The 14377-nt window shown below is 74.1% G+C and carries 11 protein-coding genes; all 11 read left to right on the top strand.

Features of this window, described 5'->3' with window-relative positions; all coding sequences use genetic code 11:
• Positions 1–282 precede the first annotated feature (282 nt).
• Positions 283–714, top strand: a complete 432-nt coding sequence (mraZ, locus tag SM573_RS19865; RefSeq protein WP_474613190.1) for a division/cell wall cluster transcriptional repressor MraZ — start codon at positions 283–285, stop codon at positions 712–714.
• Positions 715–919: 205 nt separating this feature from the next.
• The gene (gene rsmH, locus SM573_RS19860; RefSeq protein WP_474613191.1) at positions 920–2029 is read left to right on the top strand and encodes a 16S rRNA (cytosine(1402)-N(4))-methyltransferase RsmH; all 1110 of its coding nucleotides are present in this window, start codon (positions 920–922) and stop codon (positions 2027–2029) included.
• Positions 2026–2628 carry a cell division protein FtsL gene (ftsL, locus tag SM573_RS19855; RefSeq protein WP_474616779.1) on the top strand — a complete coding sequence of 201 codons (603 nt, stop codon included), beginning with the start codon at positions 2026–2028 and terminating at the stop codon, positions 2626–2628. Before rsmH ends, ftsL begins: the two co-directional genes overlap by 4 nt.
• A gap of 3 nt (positions 2629–2631) precedes the next feature.
• Positions 2632–4827, top strand: a complete 2196-nt coding sequence (locus SM573_RS19850) for a peptidoglycan D,D-transpeptidase FtsI family protein (protein ID WP_474613193.1) — start codon at positions 2632–2634, stop codon at positions 4825–4827.
• Between the two features lie 52 nt (positions 4828–4879).
• Positions 4880–6445 carry a UDP-N-acetylmuramoyl-L-alanyl-D-glutamate--2,6-diaminopimelate ligase gene (locus tag SM573_RS19845; RefSeq protein WP_474616778.1) on the top strand — a complete coding sequence of 522 codons (1566 nt, stop codon included), beginning with the start codon at positions 4880–4882 and terminating at the stop codon, positions 6443–6445.
• Positions 6442–7869, top strand: a complete 1428-nt coding sequence (locus SM573_RS19840) for a UDP-N-acetylmuramoyl-tripeptide--D-alanyl-D-alanine ligase (RefSeq protein ID WP_474616777.1) — start codon at positions 6442–6444, stop codon at positions 7867–7869. The genes SM573_RS19845 and SM573_RS19840 overlap by 4 nt, the downstream gene beginning before the upstream one ends.
• Positions 7866–8990 (top strand): phospho-N-acetylmuramoyl-pentapeptide-transferase, encoded by a 1125-nt coding sequence (gene mraY / locus SM573_RS19835; protein ID WP_474613196.1) that lies wholly within the window; start codon positions 7866–7868, stop codon positions 8988–8990. Before SM573_RS19840 ends, mraY begins: the two co-directional genes overlap by 4 nt.
• A gap of 307 nt (positions 8991–9297) precedes the next feature.
• Positions 9298–10707, top strand: a complete 1410-nt coding sequence (locus tag SM573_RS19830; protein ID WP_474613285.1) for an FtsW/RodA/SpoVE family cell cycle protein — start codon at positions 9298–9300, stop codon at positions 10705–10707.
• Entirely contained in the window at positions 10707–11813 is a 1107-nt protein-coding gene (murG, locus tag SM573_RS19825; protein WP_474613197.1) for an undecaprenyldiphospho-muramoylpentapeptide beta-N-acetylglucosaminyltransferase, read from the top strand. The genes SM573_RS19830 and murG overlap by 1 nt, the downstream gene beginning before the upstream one ends.
• Positions 11810–13345, top strand: a complete 1536-nt coding sequence (murC, locus tag SM573_RS19820; protein ID WP_474613198.1) for a UDP-N-acetylmuramate--L-alanine ligase — start codon at positions 11810–11812, stop codon at positions 13343–13345. Before murG ends, murC begins: the two co-directional genes overlap by 4 nt.
• Positions 13342–14160, top strand: a complete 819-nt coding sequence (locus SM573_RS19815) for a cell division protein FtsQ/DivIB (RefSeq protein ID WP_474613199.1) — start codon at positions 13342–13344, stop codon at positions 14158–14160. Before murC ends, SM573_RS19815 begins: the two co-directional genes overlap by 4 nt.
• Positions 14161–14377: the final 217 nt, after the last annotated feature.

The following is a 14377-nucleotide window of genomic DNA, read 5'->3' as shown; positions in this document are numbered from 1 at the left end:
CGGCCGGGGAGCGCGGACGCGCGGCCGATTCCGGCTCGGCCGGACGGAGTCGATCTATGTCGGGAAACGGACGCCGCCCATGGGGCGCTTCGGCCCTCCACCGCGCTCCACCCCTTGTGACGTGCGGTTTTGCGCTCAGATCGGCCGCGCCACGCGGGCGTTTCCGGTTGCAGGTGGAGGGAAGTGGAGTAGAGTGGGGCCCAATGGTGAGGCCGGGAGGGCCCACCGGCCCGGGGGGTCAGCGGCGCCGCGAACGCCGCTCAAGGGCGAGGGGGTTGGGCCGTGTTCCTCGGCACCCACACTCCGCGCCTGGACGACAAAGGCCGGTTGATCCTTCCGGCGAAGTTCCGGGATGAGCTGGCGGGGGGTGTCGTGATCACGAAAGGGCAGGAGCGCTGCCTCTACGTCTTCCCGATGCCCGAGTTCCAGCGGATCGCGGAGCAGTTGCGTGCCCAACCGATGACGAGCAAGGCGGCCCGGGCCTACAGCCGGGTCTTCTTCGCCAGCGCGCACGACGAGGTCCCGGACAAGCAGGGCCGGGTGACGATCCCGGGCCACCTGCGGGACTACGCCGCGCTCGACCGCGACCTGGTCGTGATCGGCGCCAGCACGCGGGTGGAGATCTGGGACAAGGCCGCCTGGGAGTCCTACCTCGCCGAGAGCGAAGACGAGTTCGCCGACATCGAGGAGGGGGTGCTGCCCGGCGGTCTGTAGGGCGGAACGGCGCCCGGCGTACTGCGAGATCTCCAGCCGCTTTCGAGTTCCTGGCACCCCTTCCCCGGTGCCAGGCGCACGATCTCTCGGGGGGCCCGCGGCCTCGCGACGGGCGGGAGCGGATGGGGATCTGGCGGTACGGCGACAGGCGCCGTCCGACGCGGGCGCGAGAAGGAAGCACGGTTACCAGCGGGTGGGGGTCGACATGGGGGAGCTACGCGGCACGCACGTGCCGGTGCTGCTCGAGCGGTGTCTCGAGCTGCTGGCCCCCGCGCTGGGTCGGGGCGACCGGACGGTCCACGTCGACGCCACGCTGGGGCTGGGCGGGCACGCGGAGGCGGTGCTCGAGGCCCATCCGCGGACGGTGCTCATCGGGCTCGACCGGGACACCGAGGCGCTCGCCCACGCGCGCGTCCGGCTGGCCCGCTTCGCCGACCGCATCCACCTGGAGCACGCGGTCTACGACGAGCTGCCCGACGTGCTCGACCGGCTGGGCTACCCCGGGGTCGACGGGATCCTGTTCGACCTGGGGGTCTCGTCCCTGCAACTCGACGCGCCCGACCGCGGGTTCGCCTACGCGCAGGACGCGCCGCTGGACATGCGGATGGACCAGACCCGGGGGGTGACCGCCGAGGAGGTGGTCAACACCTACAGCCATCCGGAGCTGGCGCGGGTGCTGCGGGTGTACGGGGAGGAGAAGTTCGCGGGACGGATCGCCTCAGCGATCATCCGCGAGCGGGAACGCGCCCGGATCACGTCCTCGGCGCGGCTCGCCGAGCTGGTCCGGGAGTCCATTCCGGCACCTGCCCGACGAACCGGCGGACACCCGGCAAAGAGAACGTTTCAGGCTTTAAGGATCGAGGTAAACAGGGAGCTGGCCGCGCTGGAGACGGCGCTGCCGGCCGCACTCGACGCGCTCAATGTGGGCGGCCGCATGGTGGTCCTGTCCTACCACTCGTTGGAGGACCGGCTCACCAAGGCGGCGCTCGCCGACCGGGTCCGGAGCACGGGCCCGATCGACCTCCCGGTCGAGCTGCCGGGGACCGGTCCGACGTTCCGGCTGTTGAGCCGGGGCGCCGAGCTGCCCGGGGAGCTCGAGGTCGCCGCGAATCCGCGCGCCGCCTCCGTACGGTTGCGGGCCGCGGAGCGCATCGATCCGGAGGCGCAACGCCAGGGGCGGACCGACCGCGAACGGTCCCGCCGACGGGTCAAGGCGATGTACCAACCGGGAACGGGGTCCGCGGGTTCCGAGGGGGATCGGCAGGGGGCACCGGGGGACGGCAGTGGGACGGACGTAGAGGGGGAGGGGACATGAACGTTGACAGGCGCGACCGCCGGGACACCACCGGCGTCGGGCAGCGCGCACCGCGGTCGGGGGGCCGGACCGCGGGGGAGCGAGCCACCCGCGTCGGGAACGGTACGTCACGCATCGACCGGGTGAACCGGCAGGGGGAGTCCCGCGCGCGGGGGGCGCGCGAGTTCCCGGTCCAGGGGAGCGCGGCGCTGCGGCCGGCCGAGCGGATCGCGGCCTCCGCGCGTCCGCCCCGGCTGCGGGTCGCGCCGCCGCCGCCGGTGTCGGTGCCGCGCGCGCCGTTCGCGGCGCTGATCGTGGTGCTCGTGGTCGGTGGGGTGCTCGGCATCCTGCTGGTCAACACCAAGATCAATGAGAACGCGTTCAAGCTGGAGAAGCTGCAGCAGCAGCAGGCCCGGCTGGACCTGGAGCAGGAGCAGCTCAAGAAGCAGATCGCCGATGCCGAGGCGCCGGGCAACCTGGCGGCGCACGCGCGCAAGCTCGGCCTGGTCGAGTCGGGGGAGCCGGCGTACGTCCGGCTCCCCGACGGCAAGACCATCGGGGTGCCGCAGCCGGCCACCGGCGCGCCGTCGGTGACCAGCCAGCAGGGCGAGGGACGCTGACCCGTGCCACCGAGGTCGGAGGATCCGCGCCGGGACGCCACGGGCTCCCGGCGCGGATCGTCGCGGGAGCCCACCGGCCGGGACGCCGGGGAGCCGGGCGTCGGAGGAATCTCCGGCGCCCGCGCCTACACCCCGCGCGGGCGCACGATCCGCGAGGAGCGTGGCGGCGTGCCGCGCGGCGGGGGTGCGGAGCAGCGGCGTACCCCGCGCAGCACCCGGTCGGGTGACCCGTTCCGGCCGGCCCTGCAGGTGGTCGAGGGTGGGCGGGCCACCGCGGCCCGGGCCGCCCGGCGGGACTCGCCGGCGGCGGGCCGCTCCGGGGTGGTCCGCACCGTGCAGGCGCGCACCCCGCGTTCGCCGGCCGAGGAGAGCCCGCCGCGCCGCCGGACCACCGCCCGGGCGCCGCGCCGACCGGAGCGCCCGGCGGGCCGGCGGCCGTCGCGCAAGCCGCCACGGCCGCCGAAGCTCGCCGACCCGCGGCTGCGGCTGCGGCTGGGCACCGTGCTGACCCTGGCGCTCTTCGCCACCATCGGCATCCGGCTGGTCGTCCTCCAGGCGGTGGACGCACCGGCGTACGCCGACGGCGGGGTCACCGACCGGACCCGGACGGTGGACCTGCCGGCGCCGCGCGGGGCGATCTACGACCGCTGGGGGGACCCGCTCGCGCACAGCGTGGAGGCCCGGTACGTCTTCGCCGACCCCACCCGGGTCAAGGACCGCGCGGCCACCGCGAAGGCGCTGTCCCCGCTGCTGGGCATCTCGGTGTCGAAGCTGACCGAGCTGATGGCGCCGCGCAAGCTGCTCAACGGCAAGGAGTCCGAGTTCGAGTACCTGGCCCGCGGGGTCGAGGTGTCCGTCGCCAAGCAGGTGCAGGCGCTGGAGCTGGCCGGCATCGGCGTGCACCGCGACGAGCGGCGCGAGGTGCCCGGCGGCGACCTGGCCGCCAACCTGATCGGCTTCACCAGCCAGGACATGAACGGCGTGGAGGGGCTGGAGGCCCGCTACGACGACCTGCTGCGCGGTGAGGACGGCAAGCGGGTCTACGAGGCCGGGCTCGGCGACCTGGCCGCACCGATCCCCGGCGGCTACAGCGAGACGACGCCGCCCAAGCCGGGTAGCTCGCTGCAGCTGACCATCGACCGGGACCTCCAGTACATGACCCAGGTCTACCTGAGCCGGCACATGGCGCAGGCCAAGGGCGGCACCGGCGCGGCGGTGGTCATCGACGTCGCGACCGGGGAGGTGCTGGCGCAGGCCAGCCACCCGACCTACGACGCCGCGCAGCCGCTGCGGAGCAACCCGGTCGCCCGGGAGGACGCGGCCACCAGCTTCGTGGTCGACCCCGGATCGGTGCACAAGGCGATCACGTTCGGTGCGGCGCTCCAGGAGGGGGTCATCACCCCGGACACCACCCTGCCGATCGAGAACAGCATCAAGAGGGGCGACACCTGGTTCTCCGACACGCACCCGGCGAACGGGCGGCGGATGAGCCTGGCCGGGATGCTCGCCTACTCGTCGAACGTCGGCACCATCAAGGTCGCCGAGAAGCTGGGCCGGGACCGCCTCATCGACTACCAGCGCCGGTTCGGGCTGGGGGAGCCCACCGGCGAGGGCATGCCCGGGGAGGCCAGCGGCCGGCTGCTGCCCGCGGACGAGTGGAGCGAGTCGTCGTACGGGTCGGTGCCGATCGGTCACAGCGTGGACGCCACCCCGCTGCAGATGGCCGCCGCGTACGCCGCCATCGCGAACGACGGGACGTACGTCCAGCCGCACCTGATCAAGGAGGTGATCGGGGCGGACGGCAAGCGGACGCGGGCGTCGGCCCCCGTCACCCGGTCCGTGCTGAGCCCGCAGAACGCCACGGCGCTGCGCGGCCTGCTGGAGGCCGTCACCACGGTCGACGGGGCGACGGGCACCACGGCGGCCGTCCCCGGCTTCCGGGTCGCCGGCAAGACCGGCACGGGCTGGCGGCTGGTGGACGGGAAGAAGCAGCCCGGCGAGGTCAACTCGTTCATCGGGATGGCGCCGGCCGAGAAGCCCCGCTACGTCGTGGCCGTCTTCGCGTACGCCCCCGACGGCGGTGGCGCGGCGATCGCGAACACGACGTTCAAGGAGACCATGCAGTTCACTCTCCGTCACTACAAGGTGCCACCGTCGACGACGAGCAAGCCGCCCGAGTTCGTGGTCTATCCGCGCTGAGCAGCCACGGCGGGACATCATCGGTGAGTGGGGACGAACCACCGGGGCGGCTGTGCGGCCGGCGCCGGACGACCGGGTAGGGTCTGACGCCGTGCCCGGCAATCTTCGCCCCCGTACCGTTATCGGAATCCGGCTCGGCGACCTCGCGGCCCGGCTCGCCGTCGCGCCGCCGGCCGACGCGACCGAGGTGGTGGTGACCGGCGTCACGCACGCCAGTCAGGAGGTCCGCCCCGGCGACCTGTACGCGGCCCTGCCCGGCGCCCGCCGGCACGGCGCGGAGTTCGCCGCCGCGGCGGCCGAGGCGGGGGCGGTGGCCGCCCTGACCGACGCGGCCGGCGCTCCGGCCGTGGCCGAGGCCGGCCTCCCGGCGATCGTGGTGGCCGACCCCCGCGTGGCCCTCGGCCCACTGGCCGCCGCGGTCTACGGCGACCCGACGGCCGGGCTGACCGTGATCGGCGTGACCGGCACCGCCGGCAAGACCTCCACCGCCTACCTGGTCGAGTCGGGGCTGCGCGCCGCCGGGCACACCACGGGCCTCATCGGCACCGTCGAGACCCGCCTCGGCGACCTGGTCGTCGACAGCGTCCGGACCACACCGGAGGCGACCGATTTGCACGCCATGCTGGCCGCCGCCCGCGAGCGCGGGGTGACCGCCGTGGTGATGGAGGTGTCCAGCCACGCGCTGGCGATGGGCCGGGTCGGTGGCGTGCGGTTCACCGTCGGCGGCTACACCAACTTCGGCTCCGACCACCTCGACTTCCACGCCGACGCGGCGGACTACTTCGCCGCCAAGGCGCAGCTCTTCGACGGGCGCTGCGCCGTCGAGGTGCTCAACCACGACGACCCGGCGCTGCGACCGCTGTTCAAGCCGGCCACGGTCAGCTACTCGGCCGCCGGGGACCGCAGCGCGAGCTGGTGGGCCGACGGCATCGGTGGCGAGGGGTACGCCCAGCGCTTCACCGTGCACGGGCCGGACGGCCTGACCCTGCCCGGGAGCGTGGCGCTGCCCGGCCGGCACAACGTGGCCAACGCGCTGCTGGCCATCGCCGCGCTGGCGGCCGTCGGGGTGGACCCGGCGACCGCCGTCGCCGGGGTGGCGGCCTGCCGGGGCGTCCCCGGGCGCCTCGAACTGGTCACCGCCGCGGACGCCCCGGTGCGCGGCGTGGTCGACTACGCGCACAAGCCGGACGCGATCGTGGCCGCCCTGGCGGCCCTGCGCGAGCTGAGCACCGGCCGCCTGATCTGCGTGATCGGCGCCGGTGGTGATCGGGACCGGGGCAAGCGGCCGGTGATGGGCGCCGCCGCGGCGGAGGGAGCCGACGTGGTGCTGGTGACCGACGACAACCCGCGGACCGAGGACCCGGCCGCGATCCGGGCCGAGGTGCTCGCCGGGGCGCGGGCGGCCGGGACGGACGCCCTGATCGCCGAGCTGGCCGGGCGGCGGGCGGCCATCGAGGAGGCGGTGCGGCTGGCCGAGCCGGGCGACGTGATCGCGCTGCTCGGCAAGGGCCACGAGCGCGGGCAGGAGGTGGCCGGCGAGGTGCTGCCGTTCGACGACCACACCGAGCTGGCCGGCGCGCTGCGCGCCCGCTTCGGCGACCTGGCGGGTCACCGGTGATCCCGCTGACGCTGGCCGAGGTGGCCGCCGCGGTCGACGGCCGGCTCGCCGGCGCGGACCCGGACGTCCGGGTCACCGGCTCGGTCGAGTTCGACAGCCGCAAGGTCGACGCCGGCGGGATCTTCGTCGCGTTCCCCGGCGAGAAGGTCGACGGGCACGACTTCGCGGCCGGGGCCGTGCAGGCCGGCGCCGCGGCCGTGCTCGGCACCCGCGAGGTGCCCGGCGTGCCCATGGTGCTGGTCGACGACGCGCGGGCCGCGCTGGGCCGGCTCGCGCGCGCGGTGGTCGACCGGCTGCCCGGGCTGACCGTCATCGGGCTGACCGGCTCCTCCGGCAAGACCACCACGAAGGACCTCATCGCCCAGCTCACCACCCGGCTCGGTGCCACGGTCGCGCCCGCCGGGTCGTTCAACAACGAGCTGGGGCACCCGTACACGGCGTTGAAGGCCGGGCCGGAGACCCGCTACCTCGTGATGGAGAAGGGCGCCCGCGGCGTCGGGCACGTGCGCTACCTCTGCGAGCTGGTGCCGCCCCGGATCTCCGTCGTGCTCAACGTCGGCACGTCGCACATCGGCGAGTTCGGGTCGCGGGAGACGATCGCCCTGGCCAAGGGCGAGATCGTCGAGGCCCTGCCGCCCGACGGCCTGGCGGTGCTCAACGCCGACGACCCCCTGGTGGCCGCGATGGCGTCCCGCACGCAGGCCCGGGTGGTCTTCTACGGCGAGGGGCCGGAGGCCGACGTGCGGGCCGTGGACGTCACGCTGGACGACCGGGGGCGCCCGTCGTACACCCTCGTCACGCCGGAGGGGAGCGCCCCGGTGCGGCTGCGGCTGACCGGCCGTCACCAGGTCTCCAACACCCTCGCCGCGGCGGCGGTGGCCCGGGAGCTGGGCATGCCGCCGGCCGACCTGGCGGCGGCGCTGGGTGAGTTGGGCCTGGTCTCCACCCGGCGGATGGACGTCTTCGACCGCCCCGACGGGGTGACCGTCATCGACGACTCGTACAACGCCAACCCGAACTCGATGGCGGCCGCGCTGAGGGCGCTGGCGGCGCTCGGTCGGGGGCGGCGTACCGTCGCGGTGTTGGGCTACATGGCCGAGCTGGGCCCGTACGAGCGGGACGGTCACGCGGAGGTCGGCCAGCTCGCGGCCGAGCTGGGTGTCGACCGGCTGCTCGTGGTGGGCGAGTCGGCAGCGCCGATCCACGAGGGCGCGACAGCGGTAGGCAACTGGGGAGGAGAGTCGGTGCTGCTCACCGATCAGGCGGCAGCCGTCGAGGTGCTGCGGGGCGAGCTACGGCCGGGCGACGTCGTCCTGGTCAAGGGCTCCCGGTACCGCACCTGGGAGGTGGCGGACGCGCTGCGCGCGGACGCCGCCGGGGAGAACGGTGCAGGCGCGGTCCCGGCGGACGGTGACACCGCATGAGGGCAGTCATCGTCGCCGTCGGGGTGGCGTTCCTGATCTCGCTCTTCTGCACCCCGATCGCGATCAAGGTGTTCACGCGGCTCAAGGCCGGGCAGCCGATCCGGGCCGAGGGCCCGGCGATGCACCAGGGCAAGAAGGGCACGCCGACGATGGGCGGCGTGGTCTTCATCCTGGCGACCGTCATCGCGTACGTCGCCGGCCACCTGGCCCTGACCACCCTGCCGGACCGGCAGATCGCGCAGGTCGAGCCGACCATCACGGCCTTGGTGCTGCTGGGGCTCATGGTGTTCTCCGGCGCCGTCGGCTTCATCGACGACTTCCTGAAGGTGCGCAAGCGCAACAGCGCGGGCCTCAACAAGCGCGGGAAGCTGCTCGGCCAGATCCTGGTCGGCGCGGTCTTCGGCATCATCGCGCTCTACTTCCCGAGCACCATGACCGACGCGTCCGGCGCGGTGACCAACACCGAGACCGTCGGCAGCACGACGCTGAGCTTCATCCGGGACATCCCGGCCCTCGACCTCACCAAGATCGGCGCGGTCATCCTCTTCATCATCGTGGTGATGGCGACGACCAACGGGGTGAACCTCACCGACGGCCTCGACGGCCTCGCCACCGGCGCGTCGGTGATGGTCCTGGCGGCGTACGCGCTCATCGCGTTCTGGCAGTACCGGCACTGGTGCGCCGACCCGGACTACACGCAGGCGTACTGCTACACCGTCCGGGACCCGCTGGAGATCGCGCTGATCGCGGGCGCGGCGGCCGGCGCCTGTGTCGGCTTCCTGTGGTGGAACACCTCGCCGGCGCGGATCTTCATGGGTGACACCGGCGCGCTGGGCCTGGGCGGTCTCATCGCCGGCATGGCGATGTCCACCCGCACCATCCTGCTGCTCTTCATCATCGGCGGCCTCTTCGTGATCATCACGATGTCCGTGGTGATCCAGATCATCTCGTTCCGGACCACCGGCAAGCGGGTCTTCCGGATGTCGCCGTTGCAGCACCACTTCGAACTCGCCGGCTGGAGCGAGGTCAACATCGTGGTCCGGTTCTGGATCATCGCGGGCATCGGCGTGGCCATCGCCCTGGGCCTCTTCTACAGCGAGTTCCTCGCCAACGTCACCTGACCTCCCGCCCCCGCGATCGTGCGCCGCCGGCCCTGAGCCGGCCCCGCGGCGGCCTCCGCCGGGCGACCGCGCGGTCGCGGGGGAGGGGCGACACGCCGAGCGGGCGGTTGCGGGGGTGGCCGGCCGGCCCAGCCGCGATGATGTCGGGGTGGGGGAGGGACGAGGAACCGACGGAACCATCGAGGCCCGGCCCCGGCGGGAGCCGGGCGGTGGGCGTACGCCAGAGGCGGGCGCGGCAGCGCGCGGGCCGGACGACACGGGCGCGGCCCCGCCGGCGCCCGTGCGGGGGCTGGACCCGGCGGGCGGGCTGGCCGCGCTGCGCGGCCTGCTGGACCGCCCGCTGGCCTCCTACTATCTGCTGATCTCCAGCGCCGGCCTGCTGCTCGTGATCGGCCTGACGATGGTCTTCTCGGCCACCAGCGTGCGCGACTACGCCGAGGGCGGCAACGCCACCGCCTCCGTCGTCAAGCAGGCGATCTTCGCGGTGATCGGCGTGTTCGCCTTCTGGGCCTGCCAGCGGCTGCCGGCGCGCACCTACCGGGCGCTGGGCCGGCCGCTGCTGCTCACCGCCGTCGCGTTGCTGCTCGTGCTCAACCTGTTGCTCGCCTGGGCGCGGCTCACCAACCAGGAGTCGGCCCGGATCGGTCCCATCGAGGCGCGCCTGCTCTGGCTGTTCATCGGCGGCATCCAGGTGCAGCCCTCCGAGCTGGCGAAGTTCGCGCTGGTGCTCTGGGGCGCGCACGTGATCGCCCGCAAGGGCGCCGCACTGGGCTGGTGGCGGGAGCTGGCCACGCCGCTCTTCCCGGTGGTCGGCCTGCTCTTCGTGCTGGTCGGCTACAACGACCTGGGCACCATGATCTGCCTGCTGGCGCTGGTCGTCGGGCTGCTCTGGGCGGCCGGCGTGCGGCTGCGGGTGTTCGGGGCGCTCTCGGTGGCCGGACTGGTCGGGGTCGGTCTGCTCATCGCCGCCGCCTCGCTCGGCGCGGGGTCCGGCGAGAGCGACGCCGAGAACTACCGCCTCGCCCGGCTGGTCTCCTTCTTCAACCCGCCCGACCCGGAGACGTGCAAGCTGGAGGCCTGCTACCAGATCTTCCAGGGGCGGCTCGCCATCGAGCACGGCGGCTGGTTCGGCGTCGGTCTGGGCAAGAGCAGCCTCAAGTGGAACTGGCTGCCCGAGGCGCACAACGACTTCATCTTCGCGATCATCGCCGAGGAGTTGGGCGTGGTCGGGTGCGCGGTGGTGCTCACCCTGTTCGCGGTGCTCGCGTACACCGGGCTGCGGATCGCCCGGCGCGTCGAGGACCCGTTCCGCCGGCTCGCCGCCGCCGCGGTCACCACCTGGCTGGTCAGCCAGGCCGTGATCAACATCGGCGGGGTGGTCGGGCTCCTGCCGATCACTGGGTTGCCGCTGCCGTTCATCTCCGACGGCGGAAGCGCCCTGGTCGTCACGCTCGCCGCGGTCGGCATGCTGGCGTCCTTCGCCCGGGCCGAACCCGATGCGGCCAGAGCCCTGCATGCCCGTCCGCCGGCCCGGTGGGTCCGACTACTCTGGGCCCCGTTGCCGCCGCTTCCCGGACGGCGCCGGACGGCGCCGCCCCCGGCTGCCCGAGGGCCCGTGCCCCGGGCACGGCAGCGGCGGGAGGACGACCAGGCCGCACCCCGCGGCGCCCGGCAGGCCCGGGCGCGCGGCGGGACGGCGAGCGAGAGGAGACGCTGATGGGTCCGCTGCGTTCGGTGGTGCTCGCGGGAGGTGGCACCGGGGGGCACATCTACCCGCTGCTCGCCTTCGCCGACTGCCTGCGCCGACACGACCCCGGCGTCCGGATCACCTGCCTGGGCACACCCAAGGGCATGGAGAACGAGCTCATCCCGCCGCAGGGCTACGACCTGCGGACGATCCCGGCCTACCAGCTGCCCCGCTCGATCAACATGAACCTGGTCCGGACGCCGGGCCGGATGTGGACCGCGGCGCGCGCCGCGGGCAAGGTGATCGACGAGGTGCAGGCCGACGTGGTGATCGGTTTCGGCGGGTACGTCTCCGTGCCGGCCTACCTCGCCGCCTGGCGCCGCGAGCTGCCCATGGTGATCCACGAGGTGAACGTGCCGCCGGGTGTGGCGAACCGGCTGGGCATGAAGTTCACCAAGAACGTCGCGGTCGGCTTCCCGCACCAGCCGGTGCAGGCCGAGTCGCTGCGCGACGCCCGGGTGGTCGGTGTGCCGCTGCGCCGCAGCATCGCCGGGCTCGACCGGGCGGCGCTGCGCGAGCGCGCCCGCGCCCACTTCGGGCTCCGCCCGGACCTGCCGGTGCTCTTCGTCGCCGGCGGCTCGTCGGGCGCCCGGTCGATCAACCTCGCCGTCGCCGGCGCCGCGAAGGAGCTGGCCCGCAACGGCGTGCAGGTGCTGCACGTGATGGGCGCCCGCAACGAGCCGGTGCCGATCCCCAGCGACCTGCCGGTGCCGTACGTGACCCTGCCCTACCTGTCGGAGATGGAGCTGGGCTACGCCGCCGCCGACCTCATGCTCGCCCGGGGCGGCGCGATGACCTGCGCCGAGGTGGCCGCGATCGGGCTGCCCACCATCTACGTGCCGTACCCGCACAGCAACCAGGAGCAGAAGCGCAACGCGCTGCCCGTGGTGGAGGCCGGCGGCGGACTGCTGGTCGACGACACCGAGATGACCCCGGCCTGGCTGGAGCGCAACGTCATCCCGCTGATCCGGGACCCGCACCGGCTCGCCGCGATGGGCGCGGCCGCGGCGGCGTACGGGCGGCGCGACGGCGACGTCGCCCTGCTGAACTTCGTCTACGAGGCGGTGGCCCGATGACCGCGCAGTTCACCCCGGCCGGCACGCTCACCGCCGAGGACCTCGGCGCCATCCACCTCATCGGGGTGGGCGGCGTCGGCATGAGCGGGCTCGCCCGGCTCTTCCTCACCCGGGGCCTGCCGGTCTCCGGGAGCGAGCTGCGCGAGTGGCCGTCGCTGGCCGGGCTGCGCGCGCTGGGCGGCACGATCCACATGAGCCACGAGGCGGCCAACCTCGACGGCGTGGACACCGTCGTCTACTCGTCGGCCATCCCGCAGGACCACCTGGAGATGGTGGAGGCACGCCGGCGTGGCCTGCGGGTGCTGCACCGCTCCGAGGCCCTCGCCGCGGCGATGACCGGCCGCCGGACGGTGGCGGTCGCCGGCACCCACGGCAAGACCACCACCACCTCGATGGTGACCATGGTGCTCCAGCAGGCCGGCACCGATCCGTCGTTCGTGATCGGCGGTGAGATCTCCGAGGTCGGCTCGGGCGCGCACCACGGCACCGGCGAGTACTTCGTGGTGGAGGCCGACGAGAGCGACCGCTCCTTCCTCATCTACCGCCCGTACGTCTCGATCATCACGAACATCGAGGCGGACCACCTGAACACCTACGGCGACCTGGCGAACCTGGAGGCCACCTTCGCCGAGTTCGCGCGGCTCACCGACCCGGACGGGTTCATCATCACCTGCGCGGACGACCCGGGCGGGCGGCGGCTGGCGGAGACGTTGCGGGCCGAGGGGCGCCGCGTGCACACCTACGGCGAGTCGCCGGACGCCGACCTGCGGCTGACCGAGATGGCCTCCTCGGCGCAGGGGGTGCGCTACCTCGCCGCGATCGACGGCCGGTCGCTGGGCGAGTTCCGGCTGCCCGTGCCGGGGCGGCACATGGGGCTCAACAGCGCCTCGGCGGTGCTCGCCGCGTACCTGCTGGACCTGCCGCTGCCGGCGGCGGAGGCCGCGCTGGCCGCCTTCCCCGGCGTCCGGCGGCGCTTCGAACGCAAGGGTGTCGCCGACGACGTGCTGGTCTACGACGAGTACGCGTACCACCCGACCTCGATGACGCTGGCGCTGCAGACGCTGCGCGAGGTGGCCGGCGACGGTCGGCTGATCGTGGTCTTCCAGCCCTACCGGCTCTACCGCACGCGCGACCTCCAGTCGGAGATCGCGCAGGCGCTGGCCATCGCCGACGAGCTGGTGCTGCTGGAGGTCTTCGGCCCGGGCGAGCTGCGCCAGCCCGGGGAGGGCTCGGCCGCGCTCGTCGAGGCGGTGCCGCTGCCGGCCGAGCGGAAGGTCTTCGTCGACTCCTGGGAGGCGGCGCCGCCGGAGGTGTCCCGCCGGGCCCGCCCCGGCGACGTGGTGGTGACCATGGGTGCCCCGCCGATCTCCCTGATGGGGGACCAGCTACTGGACGCCCTGCTGGCGCGTACGGGTGACGGCTCCGCGGGCGGCGGCGGGGTGACCATCGAGGGCACGGTCCCCGGTGGACCGGCCGCCGGTGGCGCTCCGGGCGCCGTGACCCCGGGCGGCACGGCACCCGCTGCCGGATGAGCCCCGGGCCGGCGCGCGGGCGGACCTCCGGCGCGGAGTCGGGCGGCCGGCGCGGGCCGGTCACCCGGCGCTGGCAGCTGGTTCGCGCCGGCAGCGACGCCGTGCCGGCCTCGACCCGGCGCTTCATGCGCCGGGCCCGCCAGCGCCGGATGCGCGCCGCGCTGCCCTGGGCGGTCGCGGCGGGGGTGCTGGCGCTGGCCGGCCTGGTGGCCTGGGTGGTCCTCGGCACCGGCTTGTTCGGGGTGCGGGAGGTGCGGGTGGAGGGCGCCGGTCTCGTCACGCCGGTGCAGGTGCGCGACGCCGCGCGCGTGCCGGACGGGATCCCGCTGGCCCGGGTGGACCTCGCGGCGACCGCCCGACAGGTCGGGCAGCTGGCCGCGGTGGAGAAGGCGACCGTGACCCGGGACTGGCCGGACACGCTGGTCGTCCGGGTGGTGGAGCGCACCCCGGTGGCGGTCGTGCCGCAGGGCGAGCGGTTCGTCGCGATCGACCGGAGTGGCACGGTCTTCCGCACCCTGGACGAGCGCCCCGCCGACCTGCCGCTGGTACGGGTCGCCCGACCGGGTGCGGACGACCCGGGCACCCGGGCGGCGGTGGAGGTGCTCGGCGCGCTCACCCCGCAGCTGCGCGCGGAACTGGTGGATGTGACCGTCGAGAGTCTCGCCCTGATCAAGCTCCGCCTGCGTGACGACCGGACCGTCGTCTGGGGTGACCAGTCCCGGGCCGGCGACAAGTCGCGGGTGGCCACCGCGCTGCTCGGGCAACGGGCGAAGACGATCGACGTCAGCGCTCCGGACGTGGTCACCTTCCGCTGATTCCGGGGCCGTGGTCGCCGGGCCCGACGTGAGCCGTCCCGCTCCGGGCGGCGACACGCCGGGTGGGTCCTTGGCTCCTGGGGCGGCGACGCATACGTTGCCCCGAAGAGGATCAGTGGTTGACATAACTGTAAGCCTCTAGTAGAGGGTGAGGGTTCATCCCTGATCCTCGCGAGGAACTGCCGACGTCGACCGCTGACCTGGCCAAGCCGTGTGG

The organism is Micromonospora xinjiangensis (genome assembly GCF_056150165.1).
The sequence above is the reverse complement of the archived record's forward strand: the minus strand, read 5'-3'. Positions and strand labels throughout refer to the sequence as shown.